Here is a 19,109-nt window from a genome sequence, read left to right as displayed (position 1 = left end):
CTTGTAGCCATGGCTGCAGTATTTGATAAGTTATATCTCAGGCGAAGAGAGCTTCACAACGTAAAATAAGCAGTCATTTATCGCCGTATTTTTATTGGTTGTCGCCTTAAATAAACGTAGATTATGAAGGCAGACTAATTGATTTTCTCGAGCATAAAAGTATTGATCAAGCACGTTTTTACCACTTTTATCAATAAGCTGCAGATTATCAAGACCATTACCGTCAATCCAACCGATCATGTCATCTTGATGAGCACTACCAAAGTTGAAGCATTCAATATTGTCTTTAAGTGTAACGCCACTATAACCTTCATCATGTTGAGCATAAGATAGTTTGATTTCTGGCTTTAATTGCAATCTAAGTGGACGATAAATCACTTCTACTGGTTTTTCTTGATGGATATAACCAATATTCCCGCATTGGGCAACTTGACTAATACCTGAAAAGGCAATTTCATGTGCTTGCTCATCTTGGCAACCGCCACATTCAATAGTGATAAAAGGGCAATCAAAATTTTGCTCCATTATCGAGCCCATATTCAAATCAGATAAAATTAAGGTTTGACAAAAAAGTGATGCTAATGACAATGTTTCAGTAGTCACGACTGAGCTAACTGCAAACGTAGGACCAGAGCTTGAAGAGTTGTGAAGATCGATCACCATTTCAGGAGTAACTTCTCTGATCGCTTGTTCAATCAATGATGCTCGTTGACAATAACCTGTTTGCCCAACATCTTGACATTCAAATGAACAATCCCTTCCGAAGCAACGATTAATGTCGATGCCCCCCTTGATAAAGCGTTGGCTAAATAATGGTTTACTAGCAGCGGCTTCAACCGAACAGATAATAAAACGTAAATTTGTTGTAGGTTTATCTTCCGGTAATACTTCCGTTAAGTAGCGATGCATAGCAATGATGCCAGAAGGCTCATTACCATGTAGTAAGGTAGTAAATACTCGACATTTTTGTTGATCCTTCCCTGATACATCAATAACCGTTGGACCTGTCATTGATAGCAGAAATTGTTCATAATCAGCATGTAAATCTTGCCATGCCGGATCTTTTAAGTAGTTGATTTCGCTAAAATCTATATCCATGATGCTGCCTAAGTAATTTTTGTTTGATGTGCATATCCTCTGTGAGAGGTAAGGATGTCACACTTGCGGTAACTACCATGTTGATTAAGGTCAATAAATTGTAGTAAAGAGGTGATTTATATTTATTTGGCGGTAAACTACTCGTATATTAACCAGAACCTATAAAGAGATATTACTATGAGTGAAGAAACCATATTTTCTAAAATTATTCGTCAAGAAATTCTAACACCCTTGTTATACCAAGATGAACTGGTAACTGCCTTTCGAGATGTTGCCCCCCGTGTTGATAGTCATATATTAATAGTACCTAATAAACACATAGCTACTATTAATGATGTCACCAGTGATGATGAATTAACCTTAGGGCGTATGATTACTGTTGCTAAAAAGCTTGCCAAAGAAGAGGGGATTGATGAGAAGGGCTATCGCTTAGTTATCAATTGTAACAGTGATGGTGGGCAAGAAGTTTACCATATCCACATGCATCTATTAGGTGGCCAGCCTTTAGGACCAATGCTGTGTTGCTAAGCTTATATCCTTAAATAGTGTTACTTACCAGTGGCAAAAATCCATCTAAGATAGGTGATATTGGCGATTAATCGGTGATAGTCTATATAATAATCATTCAGTCAATCATTCGGTGCTATGTTGTCTTTGCAGCGAAAAATTCGGTTGTTTTATACAGTAAGTATGCGATAAGCCGCTAGATTACTAAGGTCAAAGACAATGAAATCATTTTATTATTAGCGCATACTTCGTTATAGCATCAATTAAATGGTTATTTTTGTGAATTGGAAAGAATTACTGGAAAATAGAAGTCGTCTATTTTGGCTAGCCCATACCGCGGGTTGGTTTGGCTTTGCTTTTGTGCATTATCTTGGCTCATTGCAACATGACTCGCGGGATATCTTCGTAGTAATTATCTTTCTGAATGCTTATGCCGGTTGGTTGTTTACTGTACCGCTGCGTTATATTTATCGAAAAGCGTGGAACTTTCCCCCGATTAAGATTGCTTTAGTAGTCATTCTTTCCTCTTATTTTACCGGTGTATTATGGCAAATAGTTAAAAATATCAACTACTGGGAAATATATAAGCATGGTTATGAGCCAGAATTTTGGTTCATGTACACTCAAAATAGCTTAGGGTCTTTTTATATTATTTTAAGTTGGAGTGGTCTATATTTTGGTAGTAAATACTATCAAATGCTGCAGATAGAAAAACAAAATGTTTTAAAAGCAAATGCGGTTGCTCATCAAGCGCAGTTAAAAATGTTGCGCTATCAACTTAACCCGCACTTTCTATTTAATACCCTCAATGCTATTTCAACGCTTATTTTGATAGAAGAAAATAAAACGGCAAATACCATGGTAACTAAGCTCAGTGAGTTTTTACGGTATTCTCTTGATAAAGACCCGATGAAGAAAGTAACCTTGGAATCTGAAATACAAGCGTTACAGTTGTACCTTGCTATCGAACAAGTCCGTTTTGAAGATAGGTTACAACTTGATTTTCAAATAAATGATAATTGTCAGCAAGCCTTAGTCCCCAGCATGATTTTGCAGCCCTTAGCTGAAAATGCAATTAAACATGCGATTGCAGTACAAGAGCAGGGCGGTAGTATTACTATTTCCGTTAATCGTTTTGCCGATGATTTATTGATAGAAGTTGCCGATAATGGCCCCGGTGCAGATATTATTAATGGAAACTTACATCGTGAAAGTGGTGTCGGTTTAGTTAATACGCGCGAACGTTTACAAGCTTTGTATAATGAAAAATTTTCGTTAGTTGTTTCCAATAACCAGCCGACTGGTGTTAAAGTAAATCTACGTATGCCATTTCAGCTAAGCTAAAATTATGTTTCCTGATCTGAGCGTACCGTTACCATTTATGAGAACCAATTAATTAGGGATTTTATATGTCACTATCAACCATTATCGTTGATGATGAACCGCTGGCTCGTAAAGGTTTAGCGATACGTTTACGAGCGCATGATGATATTAATGTTATTGAACAGTGCTGTAACGGTAGAGAAGCATTAGAGGCGATACGAGCTTACCAAGTTGACCTCATGTTTCTTGATATTCAAATGCCAGGACTTAATGGCTTTCAGGTAATAGAAAGTATTATTGAGCAAGGTTTAGCTATGCCTGTCGTTGTTTTTGTTACAGCCTTTGATCAATACGCTTTAAAAGCTTTTGAAGTACACGCGCTGGATTACTTATTAAAACCAGCAGATGAAGAAAGGCTTGAGCAAACTATTGATAAAATACAACACTATTTTAAAAGCAGTGCAGATACGGCACATAAATCGAAACTGGTTCGATTAGTTAGTGACGTTACCGGTAATGATTATCAGAAAATATTAACCGAATTAGACAATGATCAAGAATTAACGTTATCTAGCTATTCAGATGTCTTAGCGATTAAAGATGCGGGCGAAGTGAATCGTGTCTCTGTAAAAGATATTCTTTGGATTGATGCCGCAGGTGATTATATGTGTGTACATACCTTAGAAACTAAGCAAAATACTAGACAAGAAAATACCTATATTCTCAGAAAAACAATGAAAGAATTAGAAGCCTGTTTAGACCCTAAGCAATTTATTCGTAATCATAGATCAACCATAGTTAATAAAAATATTATTGATAAATTTTGTAGCCAAGTAAATGGGGAATACTTTTTAGTATTGAAAAATGGTAAAGAGTTAAAAGTGAGTCGTAGTTATAAGGATAAAGTAAAACAAGCAGTCAATAGTTAATAACTTTATTCATAAAGATTCTAAGCTAAAAAAAGGCCATATGTTGATAACATATGGCCTTTTTAACATTAACTATCTGGGAGTTTCTTAAATAATGTTGAGATTACTTAAGGTGTCTTTTAGAAATAGTTAAAATTTTCAATGTATTTGAAGCACCAACGGTTTCCATCATATCACCATGGGTTAAAATAAGTTTATCACCTACTGCTAACTCAATCTTGCCACTTACCACTTTTAACATCTCATCAGATAAGTTGTCATTGTTTACGTGAGTTGAATCAAATTCAATCGGATAAACACCACGGTATATTGCGGTTTTATTTAATGTTTTTGGATGGCGAGATAATGAGAATATCGGTAAACCTGAAGTGATACGTGACATTAACTTACTGGTTTGACCTGATTCGGTTAAAGATATAATCGCTTTAACACCCTCTAAATGGTTTGCAGCGTACATAGCAGATAGTGCAATTGTTTCTGACACTTCACTAAAAGTCAGTTCCATTCTATGGTTTGAAATATTAACTGAACGATGCTGCTCCGCACCAACACAAACATTAGCCATTGCTGTTACTGTTTCAACAGGATACTTACCTGCAGCAGTTTCTGCTGATAACATTACCGCATCAGTACCATCTAATACGGCATTTGCTACATCCATAACTTCAGCACGTGTTGGCATAGGTTGCTCAATCATGGTCTCCATCATTTGTGTTGCCGTGATTACTACACGATTTAATTGACGAGAGCGAGTGATAATATGCTTTTGCTTACCAACCAATGCCGCATCACCAATTTCAACGCCTAAATCACCACGGGCTACCATAACAACATCTGAAGCTAAGATAATACCATCAAGAATTTTGTCATCATTAACGGCTTCAGCACGTTCAATTTTAGAAACCAAACGAGCATCACAGCCAGCTTCTTGCGCGAGTAAACGTGCTTCACGCATATCTGCTGCATCACGAGGAAATGAAACCGCTAGAAAATCAACATTGATCTTTGCTGCTAATTTAATGTCTTCTTTATCTTTAGCGGTTAAGGCTGGTGCAGTTAAACCGCCACCTTGACGGTTAATACCTTTGTTATTTGATAAAGGGCCACCAACAGTAACTTCAGTGAATACCGAATTATCAGAGGTAGATAATACTTTTAATTGTACACGGCCATCGTCAAGTAATAAAATGTCTCCAGTGTTAACATCTTGTACTAATTTTTTATAATCAATGCCCACTTTTTCTTGACAGCCTTCACCTTTTTCTAAGGTTGCATCTAATTCAAACTTATCACCAATGGCTAATTTAATTGGGCCATTTTTAAAGGTAGAAACACGAATCTTAGGGCCTTGTAAATCACCTAATATACCAACATAAACGCCTAATTCTTTTGCTATTGCTCTGACATTGTCGGCTCTATCTATATGATCTTGTGGAATACCGTGAGAGAAATTAAGTCTAACTACGTTTACACCCGCAGCTAATACATTTTTTAAAATTTCACGATCGTCTGTTGCAGGACCTAAGGTAGCAACAATTTTTGTTCTTCTAGGCATTTTAATCCTCTTATATTTTTAATTACGTTCTAAATAGGTTTATCGCTGGTGTTAATGATGATTGAAATACAGTGTCAATCATCAGCGACTAATCATTAATCTTTTCTCTCGAAGCGTGAACTCCTTAAACTATCTTTTACTTTTTTCAGGTTATCTCTAAATTTACTACCGCGACGTAGAGTGAAACCTGTCGCTAAAACATCAATTAAAGCTAATTGCGCAATGCGTGACGACATTGGCATATAAAGATCAGTATCTTCACTGACATCAACCGAAAGCACTATGCTACATTCTTTAGCAAGTGGGGTATCAGTGGTGGTAATCCCTATTACAGTGGCATCGTTTTCTTTCGCTAAACTGGCCACTTCAACAAGTGACTTTGTACGTCCTGTATGGGAAATCACGACAACTACATCCCCTTGGCGACTATTTATAGCACTCATACGTTGCATTAATATGTCATCGAAATAAACAACAGGGACATTGAAGCGAAAAAACTTATTTTGAGCATCATGAGCCACAATGGCAGATGCCCCTAAACCAAAAAACGAGATTTTATTGGCTTGGGTTAAAACATCGACAGAGCGATTGATATCATTAGCATCTAAACTTTTACGTGCTAATTCAAGACTAGCCATAGTCGATTCAAATATCTTGGAGGTATATTCATCAGCGGTATCATTTTCATCTACATGGCGATTAACATAAGGCGTACCATTGGCTAAGCTTTGTGCTAAATGTAATTTAAAGTCAGGATAACCCTTGGTGTCTAATCGACGGCAAAAACGGTTAACGGTTGGTTCACTAATATTGGCTTGCTTGGCAAGTGCCGCAATACTTGAGTGAATAACGGTATTTGGTGACGCTAAAATAACTTCTGCTACTTTGCGCTCAGATTTGCTGAGCATGTCTAGTTCGTTAGTGATCTTTTCTAATATATTCATTATGGACTGATCCTAGAGCTTATTTATCTAAAGTTATAACGATATTTCAATGATAGCTTGCGTCAAATAATAGGCTATTTTGTCTATACTGTAATTTATTTTCTGCGTAAGGAACAGAAAAAATGAAATTTTATTTCATAAGTTAGTGTTTTGATCTTTAAATATCAGTAAATAAAAATGTAATTTTCTTTAAGTAATACTGCTATCACAGTAGTCTTAGGTGTTTTGGCGCTGGTAATTGCTATAATGCATTAAAAGACAAAGAAAGAGATATAATTTGAATTTATGTAGTAAAATTACAAAAAGTTCTTTACTGTCGACTAAACAAGCGCTAAATTAGGCTTATATGTAGTTTAGTTACAACCGATTTTTACTGTTAACTCATGTGTTTTGACGGATGAGTAAAAATATAAGTAACATTAAAGCAATAAATTTATATAAGAGAAATTCTATGAGTAATTTAGATTGTCAATCAGCAAGTGAAATTGTTATTTTTGGTGCTATGGGTGACTTATCTTGCCGTAAGCTACTACCTGCATTATATCAATTAGAAGTATGCGGTTTAATCAATAAAGATAGTCGAATTGTTGGCGCAGCAAGACAAGACCATACACTTGAAGAATTTAAAAGTGTTGTTGTAGAAAACTTAAATAAGTATGTTAAAGAAACGATCGATGAAGCTGTGCTTACACGTTTTATTAATCGCTTGGTTTATCAAGCACTAGAATTCAAAGATAGCAGTTCATTTAATAAATTAAATGACGCGCTAGCCGATGGAAACGATACCCGTGTTTATTACTTTTCGACACCACCTGCTATATATGGAGATATTTGCAAAGGTTTACACCACGCGAACTTAATTACTGATGCTGATCGTGTTGTGATGGAGAAACCTATTGGTCACTCACTAGAGTCTTCTATTGAAATCAACAATCAAGTTTCTGAATATTTTAAAGAAAATCAAACTTACCGCATAGATCACTATTTAGGTAAAGAAACAGTCTTAAACCTATTAGTATTACGCTTTGCCAACTCATTGTTTACGAATAACTGGGATCGAAATAGTATCGATCATGTGCAAATCACGGTAGCAGAAAGTGTTGGTATTGAAGGACGTTGGGGCTTTTATGACGAAGCAGGCCAACTTCGCGATATGGTACAGAATCATCTATTGCAAATACTATCTCTTTTGGCCATGGAACCACCAGCGGACCTAAGCGCTGAGAGTGTTCGTGCAGAAAAGCTGAAAGTTGTTAAAGCATTAAAAGCGATAAATCGAGAAAATATTAAAGATAAAGCAATTCGCGGACAATATAGCGACGGTTTCTTAAATGGTGTTTCAGTACCCGGATATTTAAATGAGGAAGGTGCTAACGCAAATAGTAATACCGAAACATTTGTCGCGATAAAAGCAGAGATAGATAACTGGCGCTGGAAAGGCGTACCATTTTACCTTCGTACCGGTAAACGTATGCCGAAGAAGCATAGTGAAATAGTGGTACATTTTAAGCAGCAGCCACATAATATTTTCAAAGACAGCTATAGCGATTTACCCGCTAATAAACTAACCATTCGCTTACAACCTGATGAAGGGGTTGAATTGCAAATGATGAATAAAATACCCGGTATTGCTTCACAGATGCGTATTCAAGAAAATAAATTAGATTTAAGTTTTTCTGATACTTATAACGATGAGCGTGTTGTTGATGCTTATGAGCGCTTAATGTTAGAAGTGTTAAATGGCAATCAATCATTATTTGTTAGTCGAGACGAAGTTGAAGCGGCTTGGATCTGGGCTGATAGCATTATTGAAGCTTGGAAGACAACAAATGAAGCACCTAAACCTTATGCTGCAGGTTCATGGGGACCAGTCTCTTCTATATCGTTAATTGCGCGTGATGATCGCCAGTGGGTAGAATAGTTATGAATGAATTAACGGAATTTAACGCACGTAATGATTTAGATAATGAACTAGCAAGTACTGTAAGTGATATTTTAGCTAAAGCGATCAAGGAGAAGGGTAAAGCAAGCATTGCTGTATCTGGGGGGTCTACGCCTAAAGGTTTCTTTAGTGTGCTATCACAAAGTGATATTGATTGGTCAAAGGTAACCATTACTTTGGCTGATGAGCGCTGGGTTCCTATCGATAGTGAGGCAAGCAATACCCGTTTAGTACATGAAAACCTACTACAAAACAAAGCTGAGAAAGCTAAGTTTTTTCATCTTAAACAAGGTGATGAGTTAACAGACGAAACCCTTGAAGATTTAAACGTGGCAGCAAGTAAAATATTATTACCACTGGATGTATTAATTTTAGGAATGGGTGAAGACGGTCACACGGCTTCATTATTCCCATGTAGCGACCAAATCACTTCTGGTCTCGATGAGACGAATGATGCAGCACTACTGAAAGTTCAACCTAAAACGGCACCGCATCAACGTATCAGCTTTACTTTTGCCAGTTTAATGACCAGCAAAAACATTTTCCTTCACTCTTGTGGCGAAGGAAAGAAGACGGTATTAACGCAAGCGTTAAATGGCGATGACCCGTTTGAAATGCCTATCAGAGCATTTTTACAACACCCTAGCTTAAACACTCAAATTTTTTGGGCACCATAACTCACTTGTCAAATAAGTTTAAGTACTAGACAAAATTTAAAAGTATATAAGTTGAGAGAATAAATGAAACAGCAAATAGTAGATATTACCGACAGAATTATAAAACGTAGTACTAAAACTCGTGCTGCATATTTAGCAAAAATTGATGCCGCAAAATCAGACACAGTTCATCGTGCCGGTTTATCATGTGGTAACTTAGCACACGGCTTTGCTGCTTGTGGAAAGGATGACAAGTCATCATTACGCGGCATAAATCATTCAGATATCGCTATTGTTTCTGCTTACAACGATATGCTTAGTGCTCATCAGCCATATCAGACATATCCAGACATAATTAAAGCGGCGGTTAAAGAAGCTGGTGGCGTTGCACAATTTGCTGCGGGTGTCCCTGCCATGTGTGATGGTGTTACACAAGGCCAGCCGGGTATGGATTTAAGCTTGATGAGCCGTGATGTAATCGCAATGTCAACGGCTGTTGGTTTATCTCATAACATGTTTGACGGTGCATTAATGTTAGGCATCTGCGATAAAATAGTACCTGGCTTACTGATCGCAAGTATGACATTTGGTCATTTACCGACGGTATTTATCCCAGCAGGTCCTATGCCTTCAGGTCTGCCAAACAAGGAAAAAGCTCGCGTTCGTCAGCAACATGCTAAAGGCGAAGTGGACGAAGTCGCATTGCTTGAGGCTGAATCTGCGTCATATCACTCTGCAGGTACTTGTACTTTCTTTGGCACAGCAAACTCCAATCAGTTAGTGGTTGAAGTCATGGGCTTACATTTACCTGGTGCATCTTTTATTGCCCCTAATACACAACTTCGTGAAGAATTAACAAAAGCTGCTGCTCGTCAAGCGACTCGTTTAACGCAACAATCGGGTAACTATCTGCCGATTGGGAAAATGGTTGATGAACGCTCGGTAGTTAATGCTATTGTAGCGTTACTTGCAACAGGCGGTTCAACTAACCTGACTATGCATATAATTGCTTTTGCTAAAGCGGCAGGCATTATTATTAACTTCCAAGACTTTAATGATCTTTCTGAAGCTGTTCCATTATTAACACGCATATACCCTAACGGCCATGCGGATATAAACCAATTTCAAGAAGCTGGCGGCATGGCGTTATTATTCCGAGAACTTATTGAAGGTGGGCTAGTATACGAAGATGTAGAAACTATCTGTGGTCGCGGTTTAACTCGATACACCAAAAAACCTGTTTTAGACAATGGTGAGCTTAAGTGGGTTGATTGCGTAGAAAAGTCACTTGATGATGAAATTATTGCAACCGTTGCTAAGCCATTTAGTTCTCATGGTGGTTTACGAGTAATGAAAGGTAATTTAGGTGTTTCGGTTATTAAAACGTCATCACTTCGAGAAGGTAGCTTCGTCATTAAAGCACCTGCTGTTGTTTTTGAAGACCAACATGAATTACAGACTGCATTTGACGCAGGTGAGCTAGAAAAAGATTTTGTTGCCGTAGTAAGGTTCCAAGGCCCTAAAGCTCGTGGCATGCCTGAATTACACAAATTAACGCCATTGTTAGGCGTACTTCAAGACAAAGGCTTTAAAGTTGCTCTCGTTACTGACGGACGTATGTCTGGCGCTTCAGGTAAGGTGCCTGCAGCCATTCATTTATGCCCTGAAGCACTCGATGGTGGTTTAATTGCTAAAGTTAAAAGTGGCGACATGATCAATGTAGATGGCGAAACTGGCGAACTTACTCTATTAGTTGATGAAAAAGAATTAGCTTCACGTGAAGTTGCTCAGTTTCAAGTAAATGGTCATCATGAAGGCATGGGCCGTGAGCTATTTGGCTTTATGCGTCGTAATTTGAGTTCAGCTGAAACAGGTGCGTGTTCGTTATTCGATTCATAATCAATAAGAACAGATAACGACTAAGGAGTTGCATCTTGACTCCTTTTTATAATTAACCAGATAAAGAACTCAGCGACTATTTACCCTTTAGGTTAAGTATCGCCAAGAAAATAAAGAGGAATTATGACAGTATCAAAAAATTGGCAAATTATGCCAAAGGACCTTTTCAACATGGGGCCTATTGTTCCTGTATTAGTAATCAACAACGTTGAAGAGGCGTTACCGATTGCGGAAGCATTATTGACTGCAGGCATTAAAGTATTAGAAGTAACTTTACGTACGTCGGCAGCACTTGAAGTGATCAGTGCTATTGCAAAGGAATTACCAGAAGCCATTGTGGGCTCAGGTACCGTTACCAACCGTCAGCAATTGCAGCAGTCTTATGATGCGGGTGCTAAATTTGCTATCAGCCCAGGTTTAACAAAAGATTTATTACAAGCGGGTAATGAGGGTAATATTGCGTTAATTCCAGGTATATCTTCTATTTCTGAGCTTATGGACGGTGCAGATTATGGTTATGATCATTTGAAATTTTTCCCTGCAGAAGCTTCGGGTGGCGTTAATGCTATTAAATCAATTGGTGGGCCTTTCCCTGATATTCGTTTTTGCCCTACAGGCGGTATAAACCTAGGTAATGTGCGTGATTATTTGGCTTTACCGAATGTTGTTTGTTGTGGTGGTTCATGGTTAGTTTCAAATAGTATTGTAGAAAACAAAAATTGGTCTGAAATCACCAAATTAGCTAACCAAGCATTAGCATATGTAAAATAGACCTTGTGATAATTTAACTTATTACTCGTTAATGAACATAAAAAAGGCTAGTCATTAAAATAATGACTGGCCTTTTTTTGGTTATTATAGAACTAGCTATATAGATGACAGTAATGTTTTTAGTGGTTGTTTTGTGCCATTTTTAAACGTTCAGCCATTGATAATGGTTGATCATTGCTTTTGTTGACTTCCACTGTTTTGACTTCCACTTTTTCAGGCTTCTTCGCTTTCTCTACTTTTTTGTCACCTTTGAAGACAGATTTCATCATGTTCTTCATACTGTTGATACTTTCAGCAGCCATTCTATTACCAAGATCAACGTCAACTGTCATTCGATTACCGTATTGGATATCAACGTCAGGTGGTGTTATTTTTTTATCTGGTACAGGTGTAGCTTTTACAGTTTCAATTGGTTGTTCTGCTTTGGCTTCTTCTATATCAACACGCTTATGAGGTGTTGCTAGCTTTTCTTGAGCCAGCTTAGATTTACTAATTTGTGCTTCATCACTTTCACTAGTGCTGATGTCTTGCATCGCTAGTGCACTTGGTTTACAAGAGGGCATAAAGATGTCATTAGAGCTCATTCTTCGATCAAAGTCGTCGACAACTTCAGTCATTTCTTTTCCTGCTATATGCACAGCATCTTTAACTTGTGATAACTTTCGGTTTAAGCCTTTATGTTTTTTCTCAATATTATCAATAGCATCTTTGACATTATCATTTAAGTTTTGTGTTAAGGTTTTATAGTCTTCAATTTGTTTTTCAAATTTACCTAGAGATGACTGACTATGGTTAATACTATCGTCAATTGAGGCCAACTTTGATACTAAGCGTTGCTTTTTAGCTATGAATTTGTCAGAAATTTCTTTTGGAATTAACGGAGCCTGCACTGTAACTGGCAATATATCGGCAAACTCACTAATACAATTGACGGGTTTCCATTGAGTAAATGAAGGGTGCCAGCCATATACATTTGGGTTACTCGCTAAATAATCTTTTGCCCCGTCTAAGTCGAATGGGGCAGTTACTTCGCCATTATTTGAAAAAAACCATTTTTTCATCGTAAATACTCTTATCTGTGAACTTTAGTTTATATAATTAATATGATGAACCACTTAGCGGGTAAGTAACCAACGAGTAGTGATTAATAATCCGTTTTAATTACGTTAGCTAGATTTTTCTGTAAAGCCGCATATTGCTCTTCAATTGTCTTAACTACCGCTCTAACTTCTTCAGTTAAGTTATGAGCAATTTGGCCATAATTATCTAACTCAGCATCTATTTCATATAAAGAATCTGAAGTGATTTTTATAGTCTTATCAATACGGTCTAATGTTGTAATTAATTCTTTTTCTTCTCCAATTAAACCATCAATCAGATCTTTTGGGATCTCTATTGGAGGAGGTGGTGGTGTCATTGATACTTCAAATTCATCAATACAACTAACAGGAACCCAATGCGTATATGAAGGATGCCAGGCATATAAATCAGGATTCTTTGAAACTAATTCATTTGATTCTTTTAACTCTAAAGGACCTGTTACTTTACCATTGTCTGAAAAAAACCATTTTTTCATAATAATTATTACTCTCTTTTAAATCTATTACGTCACTATTAAATTAAGTAACGATAATGCCTGATCTTATTTATAAACAGCGAGTTTTCAACTACCCACCATTTAACGCCAGCCTAAGGCAACAGTCAAGCTATTTTGTTAATGATAAGTTATAGCCTTGTATAGCGTTTCCTGATCATAAGATAAATGATTTGTTATGCTGATGCGCTATTATAAATAGCATGATTTAAAATATGAATTAACAAAATTTTGTATGAATTATCTTACTCGGCCTTAATTAACAGTCTTTATCAAAATCAGGTGAAATTCAGACAAAAAAAAGCCAGTTATAATTTTTATAACTGGCTTTTTAAGTTTAACGTACGTTTATGCTATGGCTTAGTTGCCTGCGCACTACTACGATTTACCACATCAGCAATAATAGCTGTTCTACCTGACGACTGATGAACATGTCGTTCACTGTCAGCCATAAAGCTTGTTGGTATATCTTTAATAGTCGTGATTGTTTCTGTTTTAGTCATTGGTGCTTTTGCATGGCCAGATAGACGGTTAGCTTTTTTAACTTGTCTTGCTAACTTTTTATCTTTAGGTGCGGCTTTCTTGACTGCAGAGGATGCTTTCTTAGCAGGCTTAGGAGCTACAACTTTATCTTCTTGCGTTGCAATGACAGTTTCCGCAACTTCAACGCTTTTAGCAACTGGTGCAGTATCATTTACTGTTTCTTGCTTAACAGTTTCAATAGCTGGACTTGTAACATCCGTTTCAACTGGAGCGGCGACATTCGCCTCTTTTACTTCAGGAGATTCTTCTGTCGTTACAACAACGTCTTGTTTTTGCTCTAACGGCAGCTCTTGCTGAACTTCAGTCACTTGCTCAGCAACATCTGCTGTGGAAACTTCTTCTTCAGTTTTCGTTGTATCAAGCTCTTTGGTGTCATTTAACGGCACATCAATAACCGTTTCAACTGCTTCAGTTTCAACTGCTTTAGTTTCAACTGCTTTAGTTTCAACAGGTGCTGCTGCAATTGTTTCAACCGCAACTTCTTCAGTTGAAGTAACCACTACTTCTTGTTCAGTAACAGAAGTTGCAGGATAACGTGCTTCTACTGACTCATCGGTAGTTATATTTTCAGTCGTTAATGCCTGATCCTGTTGTGTAGCTTCAGAATTATTTTCAGCATTATTACGACGACGACGTTGACCATTTGCTCTTAAGTGTCTTGGAGAACGTCTATTACGTGGTTTATCATCGTTAGTTGCTACAACCTCTACATTCTCAACAGTAGGAGTATTAACCTGTTCAATTTCAGGGGTACTAACTACAGCTAATTTTTCAGTTGTTTCGATGACTTTATCTGTCGGTGTTACACGTATTTTTTTACGATTGTTCCTACGTTGACGACGTTCAGTATTCTTCTCTTCTTTAACAACTTTTTCTTTATCAACAGCGATAGTTTTACGAGGCTGTCTCTTAGGTTTATTGACTTCTTCATCGCGACTAGGACGAGTATCTCTTGCTTCATTTTCTTTTTGAATAGGACGATTAGTAGCATCTTCGCCATTACGGTCGTTACGGTTACGGTTATTGCCACGATTGTTGCGACGCTTAGCTTGCTGGTTTCCACGTCTTTCTTGTGGTTTTTTAGGTTGTTGAGTAGTACTTACTTCTTTAACTTCTTCAACCACTTCTTCAGCAACAAAGAGGCTCTTTAACCAACCAAAGAATCCACTAGGTTTCGTTTGTTTTGATACCGTAGTTATTTCCGCTTTTACTGGCGACTCATCGACTTTAGGAGCACGTGTTGGTGAAGTCATACCTTGAATCAAAGGTTCATCACGTTTAGCCGCAACTTTATCAAACTTAGGCATTTTAGCTTCTTCAAGTTCAGCTTTCTTTACCGGTAATTCATAACTTGCTTCTACGATAGTTTCATCATTTTTAACACGCAGAACTTCGTATTGCGGAGTATCCATATGTGGATTAGGAATGATCAAAACTCTTACATTATGATGTTTTTCAACATGCATCACTGAGCGACGTTTCTCATTTAATAAGTAGGTTGCAACAGGTACAGGTACTTGTGCTTGTACATGTAACGTATTTTCCTTTATCGCTTCTTCTTCCATTAATCGTAATATAGATAACGCTAAAGATTCAACACCACGAACATGACCTGTACCACTACAACGAGGACATACACCTTGGCTTGTTTCACCAATTGAAGGACGTAAACGTTGGCGAGACATCTCTAATAAACCAAAGCGAGAGATTTTACCAAGCTGAATACGTGCTCTATCTTGATGAACTGAATCACGCATTCTATTTTCTACTTCACGTTGATGACGAACAGGTGTCATATCGATAAAGTCAATAACAACCAAGCCACCTAAATCACGTAAGCGAAGTTGACGAGCAATCTCTTCAGCAGCTTCTAAATTGGTATTAAAGGCAGTTTCTTCAATGTCACTACCTTTAGTTGCACGTGCTGAGTTAATATCTATAGAAGTCATTGCTTCAGTAGGGTCAATAACAATTGATCCGCCAGAAGGTAAGCGTACTTCACGTTGGAAGGCCGTTTCTATTTGAGTTTCAATTTGATAATGCGTAAATAAAGGTACATCACTGGTATATAGCTTTATTTTATTTAAGAAGTCAGGACGAACGACCTCAATGTGTTTTTTAACACTTTCAAACGTTTTAGGACGATCAATTAATACTTCACCAATATCACGACGTAAATAGTCACGAATAGCACGTAAAATCAGGTTGGTTTCTTGATGAATTAAGAAAGGAGCAGGGCGACTTTTGCCTGCATCACTAATCGCTTGCCAGTGATGTAAAAGGACACTGAGATCCCATTTTAATTCTTCATAATCTTTACCTACGCCAGCAGTTCTTACAATTAAGCCCATGCCTTTAGGTAAATCTAGTTTGCTCAACGAAGCTTTTAACTCGGTGCGTTCATCACCTTCAATACGACGTGAAATACCACCAGCACGTGGGTTGTTTGGCATTAATACTAAATAACTACCAGCAAGACTAATAAAGGTAGTAAGAGCCGCGCCTTTTTGGCCACGTTCTTCTTTATCTATCTGAACGATAACTTCTTGGCCTTCGTGTAATACTTCTTTAATGTTAGGGCGGCCTTGAAATGTATAGCCTTTAGGGAAGTATTCACGTGCGATTTCTTTCATTGGTAAGAAACCATGGCGATCGGCACCATAATCAACAAAAGCAGCTTCTAGAGAAGGCTCAATACGTGTGATTTTAGCTTTATAGATATTAGATTTTTTTTGTTCGTGACCTGGACTTTCAATATCTAAATCGTAAAGTTTTTGGCCATCTACTAGTGCTACGCGCAATTCTTCTGATTGGGTAGCGTTAATTAACATACGTTTCATAGTTTGTCGGACTCATTTTTAGTCACAACACACCATTTGCTTAGGACACAAAGCAATCTGTTTTTCTGGTAACAGCAATTTGTCAACCTCACGGTTGTCACGGTTAACCTGTCATAAAACCAGGTTAAGCTGTTATAAATTCTGATTGTTTTTTATATCACCGCCTTTTACTTAAATAGGCAATGTTAATTTATTTCTTTATGTGCTCAGCCTGTGTGCTGTGCAAAATACCAGCGCATTTGCTCCGGTATTATTTTATAATAATTGCTTTATGGTGCTGGGCTAATAACAAATTAAAATCAAAATGTTAAAACTGTTTATGCTTCGTTGACAATCTACAACGGGTAAATTATCAAAAGTGATACTTTACTGTGTCAATTAATGCAATAGGCCGTACTATCAATATGTCTTTTTTCTATTTTTTTAACGCTTCATAGGTGCAGTTAATAAAATGAATTTTCGCATATAGATGTGGCCGCAGTTTGCCTCTTACGTCTCTCTTTAAAGCTTCTAAGGTTAAATTGTTACGTTGATTAGCCTTGTATGATTCTTTCATATGGCTACTTAATCCGCTGTTAGCGTTAAATATCAACTAATAACCCTTTTATTATCCCACTATCCTTGGTGTTTAGCCAACAAAAAAGGGAGTTAATTACATTATTAGCTAAATAAAGTGTGTTAAACTGCAGCCATGAAAGAAACTAAGACTCAAAAAGCCAATCACGTGCCTAAAATTAAATTAAAGACCAAACATCACTCAGTTGTAAAAAAGCCCCAACAGAAAAAAATTACGCCTGAAAAACCCGTTCAAGAGAAAATCGCTGCTGAGCCTGAAAAGCCAAAAGTACGCTTTATTACCATAGATAGTGAAGATGCAGGGCAGCGTATTGATAATTTTTTATTAAGAACACTTAAGGGAGTTCCTAAAAGTCACCTTTATCGTTTAATGCGTAAAGGCGAGATAAGAGTCAATAAAAAACGGATCAAACCTGTTTATAAATTACTTATCGATGATGAAGTACGTATTGCTCCTATTAGAGTTTCAGAAGAAAAAGATGCAGTGTCAACGGGATTACACATAGTAGCTAATCTAGAAAAACAAATTCTTTTTGAAGATGACCGATTAATTGTTATCAATAAACCATCAGGTATGGCTGTACATGGTGGTAGCGGCTTAAGCTTTGGATTGATTGAAGCGCTACGTGCGTTAAGACCCGAAGCGAGAATGTTAGAACTCGTCCATAGATTAGACAGAGATACCTCTGGTTGCTTAATGGTCGCCAAGAAGCGTTCGACCTTGCGTCATTTGCATGAACAGTTTCGTGATAAAAATGTACAAAAGTTTTATCATGCGTTAGTGAAAGGTCACTGGCCGACTAAGTTAACTCGCGTTACTGATGCACTAAAGAAAAATGATTTGAAATCAGGCGAACGAGTGGTAGTTGTCGATAACCAACTAGGAAAAGAGTCTGAAACACGCTTTAGAGTGTTGGAACGTTATCGTGGTGCAACACTGGTGAGAGCTTTTCCTGTAACGGGAAGAACACATCAAATACGAGTTCACTGTCAAACGAGTGGTCACTCTATTGCTATGGACGCAAAATATGGTCATGAAGAGTTTGACGAGCAAATGAAAAGCAAAGGGTTGAAACGCCTTTTCTTACATGCAGCGAGTATTGAATTTACTCATCCAAACACGGAGCAGCGATTAAAAATTGAAGCACCGCTTGAAGCTAGTTTAGAGAAACTATTGTCTAAGTTAGTTAAAGAGTAATCCATATGGCGATGTACAAATTAGTTATCTTTGATTGGGATGGCACTTTGATGGATTCAATTGCTCGTATTGTGTCATCAATGCAAGCGGCAGCCGATCACTGTCAGTTAACCATACCTACAGTCAAGGGTGTAAAAGATATCATTGGCCTAAGTTTACCTAAAGCTCTTGATATCTTATTCCCTGGGGCTTCTCAAAGCCAAACTACAGCATTGCTTGAGCAATATAAATTTCAATATGTTGAAGGTGATAATACTCCAGCACCTTTATTTGAAGATGCTCTATCGTTATTAAAAGCACTTAAGGATAATAATAGATTGTTAGCTGTGGCAACAGGTAAAGGCCGTGATGGTTTACAACGAGTCTTTTCGGCTACCCAAACTGAACATTTCTTTCATGCGTCACGCTGTGCAGATGAGGCACTTTCTAAACCTGACCCACAGATGTTATTGAGTTTATTAGCAGAGCTGAGTGTTGAGCCAGAGCAAGCGGTTATGATTGGAGATACTAATCATGATATGCAAATGGCTCAAGCAGCGGGTATTGATAGAATAGGCATTACCTTAGGTGTGGATGATCGTGAGATATTAAACCACTATCAACCAATAGCCGTTGTTGACTCCCTTATCGAGTTACAACAGTTAATATTACCAGTAGTAGAACACTGATAGTGCTTTAACAATTTTAAAAGAGATAAGTGCCCGTATATTAATAGGTGGGCACTTACCTTTGTG

The 19,109-nt window shown here is 37.4% G+C and carries 15 protein-coding genes; 9 read left to right on the top strand and 6 right to left on the bottom strand.

Annotated elements, in window-relative coordinates; genetic code table 11:
• Window positions 1-30: 30 nt before the first annotated feature.
• On the bottom strand, window positions 31-1,098 hold the full coding sequence (locus CXF79_RS14475; protein ID WP_011043089.1) for a succinylglutamate desuccinylase/aspartoacylase domain-containing protein: 1,068 nt from the start codon (window positions 1,096-1,098) through the stop codon (window positions 31-33).
• A gap of 177 nt (window positions 1,099-1,275) precedes the next feature.
• Between CXF79_RS14475 and CXF79_RS14470 the strand changes: the two genes are divergently transcribed.
• The 3 genes from CXF79_RS14470 (at window position 1,276) to CXF79_RS14460 (ending at window position 3,857) form a co-directional block, all read left to right on the top strand.
• Window positions 1,276-1,626: an HIT domain-containing protein gene (locus tag CXF79_RS14470; protein ID WP_101155776.1), complete on the top strand. Its 351-nt coding sequence runs from the start codon at window positions 1,276-1,278 to the stop codon at window positions 1,624-1,626.
• 246 nt (window positions 1,627-1,872) lie between these two features.
• Window positions 1,873-2,949 carry a sensor histidine kinase gene (locus CXF79_RS14465; RefSeq protein WP_011043091.1) on the top strand — a complete coding sequence of 359 codons (1,077 nt, stop codon included), beginning with the start codon at window positions 1,873-1,875 and terminating at the stop codon, window positions 2,947-2,949.
• 65 nt (window positions 2,950-3,014) lie between these two features.
• Window positions 3,015-3,857, top strand: coding sequence for a LytR/AlgR family response regulator transcription factor (locus CXF79_RS14460; protein WP_011043092.1), 843 nt, complete (start codon window positions 3,015-3,017; stop codon window positions 3,855-3,857).
• A gap of 103 nt (window positions 3,858-3,960) precedes the next feature.
• Here the strand turns inward: CXF79_RS14460 and pyk are convergent, their stop codons facing one another.
• Both pyk and CXF79_RS14450 read right to left on the bottom strand, forming a co-directional pair.
• On the bottom strand, window positions 3,961-5,412 hold the full coding sequence (pyk, locus tag CXF79_RS14455; protein ID WP_011043093.1) for a pyruvate kinase: 1,452 nt from the start codon (window positions 5,410-5,412) through the stop codon (window positions 3,961-3,963).
• Between the two features lie 95 nt (window positions 5,413-5,507).
• Window positions 5,508-6,356, bottom strand: a complete 849-nt coding sequence (locus CXF79_RS14450; protein ID WP_011043094.1) for a MurR/RpiR family transcriptional regulator — start codon at window positions 6,354-6,356, stop codon at window positions 5,508-5,510.
• A gap of 451 nt (window positions 6,357-6,807) precedes the next feature.
• Between CXF79_RS14450 and zwf the strand changes: the two genes are divergently transcribed.
• The 4 genes from zwf (at window position 6,808) to CXF79_RS14430 (ending at window position 11,624) form a co-directional block, all read left to right on the top strand.
• Window positions 6,808-8,277 (top strand): glucose-6-phosphate dehydrogenase, encoded by a 1,470-nt coding sequence (zwf, locus tag CXF79_RS14445; RefSeq protein WP_101155774.1) that lies wholly within the window; start codon window positions 6,808-6,810, stop codon window positions 8,275-8,277.
• A gap of 2 nt (window positions 8,278-8,279) precedes the next feature.
• Window positions 8,280-8,975: a 6-phosphogluconolactonase gene (gene pgl, locus CXF79_RS14440; protein ID WP_101155772.1), complete on the top strand. Its 696-nt coding sequence runs from the start codon at window positions 8,280-8,282 to the stop codon at window positions 8,973-8,975.
• Between the two features lie 63 nt (window positions 8,976-9,038).
• On the top strand, window positions 9,039-10,853 hold the full coding sequence (gene edd / locus CXF79_RS14435) for a phosphogluconate dehydratase (RefSeq protein WP_011043097.1): 1,815 nt from the start codon (window positions 9,039-9,041) through the stop codon (window positions 10,851-10,853).
• A 123-nt stretch (window positions 10,854-10,976) separates the two neighbouring features.
• A complete protein-coding gene (locus CXF79_RS14430; RefSeq protein ID WP_101155770.1) occupies window positions 10,977-11,624 on the top strand; it encodes a bifunctional 4-hydroxy-2-oxoglutarate aldolase/2-dehydro-3-deoxy-phosphogluconate aldolase in 648 nt (215 codons plus the stop codon).
• A gap of 119 nt (window positions 11,625-11,743) precedes the next feature.
• Here the strand turns inward: CXF79_RS14430 and CXF79_RS14425 are convergent, their stop codons facing one another.
• From CXF79_RS14425 to rne, 3 genes are all read right to left on the bottom strand, one after another.
• Window positions 11,744-12,685 carry a DUF4339 domain-containing protein gene (locus tag CXF79_RS14425; RefSeq protein ID WP_011043099.1) on the bottom strand — a complete coding sequence of 314 codons (942 nt, stop codon included), beginning with the start codon at window positions 12,683-12,685 and terminating at the stop codon, window positions 11,744-11,746.
• An 83-nt stretch (window positions 12,686-12,768) separates the two neighbouring features.
• Window positions 12,769-13,200, bottom strand: a complete 432-nt coding sequence (locus tag CXF79_RS14420) for a DUF4339 domain-containing protein (RefSeq protein WP_011043100.1) — start codon at window positions 13,198-13,200, stop codon at window positions 12,769-12,771.
• A gap of 371 nt (window positions 13,201-13,571) precedes the next feature.
• Complete coding sequence (rne, locus tag CXF79_RS14415; protein WP_101155767.1) at window positions 13,572-16,601, bottom strand: ribonuclease E; 3,030 nt, start codon at window positions 16,599-16,601, stop codon at window positions 13,572-13,574.
• A gap of 691 nt (window positions 16,602-17,292) precedes the next feature.
• Between rne and rluC the strand changes: the two genes are divergently transcribed.
• Together rluC and CXF79_RS14405 are read left to right on the top strand one after the other, a co-directional pair.
• Window positions 17,293-18,375 (top strand): 23S rRNA pseudouridine(955/2504/2580) synthase RluC, encoded by a 1,083-nt coding sequence (gene rluC / locus CXF79_RS14410; RefSeq protein ID WP_232769186.1) that lies wholly within the window; start codon window positions 17,293-17,295, stop codon window positions 18,373-18,375.
• 5 nt (window positions 18,376-18,380) lie between these two features.
• The gene (locus tag CXF79_RS14405; protein WP_101155765.1) at window positions 18,381-19,043 is read left to right on the top strand and encodes an HAD-IA family hydrolase; all 663 of its coding nucleotides are present in this window, start codon (window positions 18,381-18,383) and stop codon (window positions 19,041-19,043) included.
• Window positions 19,044-19,109: the final 66 nt, after the last annotated feature.

The sequence above is a fragment of the Colwellia sp. Bg11-28 genome (assembly GCF_002836245.1).
In the GTDB taxonomy this organism is placed as follows: domain Bacteria; phylum Pseudomonadota; class Gammaproteobacteria; order Enterobacterales; family Alteromonadaceae; genus Colwellia; species Colwellia psychrerythraea_A.
This window is presented reverse-complemented; position numbering and strand designations above follow the sequence as displayed.